Source organism: Candidatus Frankia alpina, from assembly GCF_902806485.1.
Taxonomy (GTDB): Bacteria; Actinomycetota; Actinomycetes; order Frankiales; family Frankiaceae; genus Frankia; species Frankia alpina.
This window is the reverse complement of record NZ_CADCWT010000506.1, coordinates 1-950: the sequence shown is the minus strand read 5'-3', so window position 1 is coordinate 950 and position 950 is coordinate 1. Positions and strand designations below refer to the sequence as shown.

1 protein-coding gene is annotated in these 950 nt (G+C 66.3%); it reads right to left on the bottom strand.

The window, feature by feature from the left end:
* Positions 1 to 91 precede the first annotated feature (91 nt).
* Positions 92 to 950, bottom strand: an 859-nt coding sequence (locus G6R25_RS24230; RefSeq protein WP_163554680.1) for an amidohydrolase family protein, incomplete at its 5' end; no start/stop codon positions are given.

Sequence of the window (950 nt, the reverse complement as noted above, 5' to 3'; positions counted from 1 at the left end):
GCCGGGAATGGCTCATTTCCCGGCGCATCCGATGTCGACGGGCATGGGTCAGGTCGGATCGCGACCGTCCCGCACGTTCAGGGCATCATGATCAGGGCATCATGATCAGGCTACGGAAGTTGTCGGACATCAGCTTCTTCTTATCCAGCGAACTCAGGTCGGCGATGTCCGCGACGAAGTCCGTGGGCCGGGCGAAGCCCTCGGGATGCGGCCAGTCCGAGCCGAACAGGACGCGATCCACGCGCATGTGGTCCAGGAGAACGGTCAGGTTGTCCTCCTGGAACGGCGCCACATAGATGTGCTCGTGGAACGTCTCCACCGGGTCCGCGCCGAAGGCATACGGAATCTTGCGGTAGGACTGGCGGAGCCGCCGAAGTAGCTCGGGCACCCAGCCGGAGCCCAGCTCGATGGAGGCGAAGCGCAGGCGCGGATGCCGGTCGAACAGTCCGTGGCAGATCGCGGCGGCGATCGTCTCGCTGATGGGGCGCTCAATGTGCACCGAAAGCACCTCGGCCAGCGCCGAGGTGCTTTCGGTGGCGAACTGGACGTGCTCGCCCCAGGCCCGCACGTGTCCAGCGTACCCCGAGTCGGCCGCGTGGAAGGCGACCGCCACGTCCGCGTCCTCACACATCGACCAGAAGCGGTCGTACACCGGATCCGCGGGCGACCGGTTTCCGTACGGACCCACGACCGGCGCAGAACGCAGCACGATCGCCTTGGTCCCGCGTTCGATCACCCAGCGAAGCTCCTCCTCGGCAAGAAGGGGGTCCATGAGGCTCAGAACCGGCGGAGCGATGATCGTTTTGTCGCGGGCGAATCCCCACTCCTCGTCGATCCACGAGTTGAGCGCGTGGAGGACGGCGAACAGCGCCGGGGGGTTGTCGGTGAGCAGTTCCTCGAGACCAAGCGCGAGCGTCGGCAGCAGAAATGCGCCCGCCACCCCCCAGCCC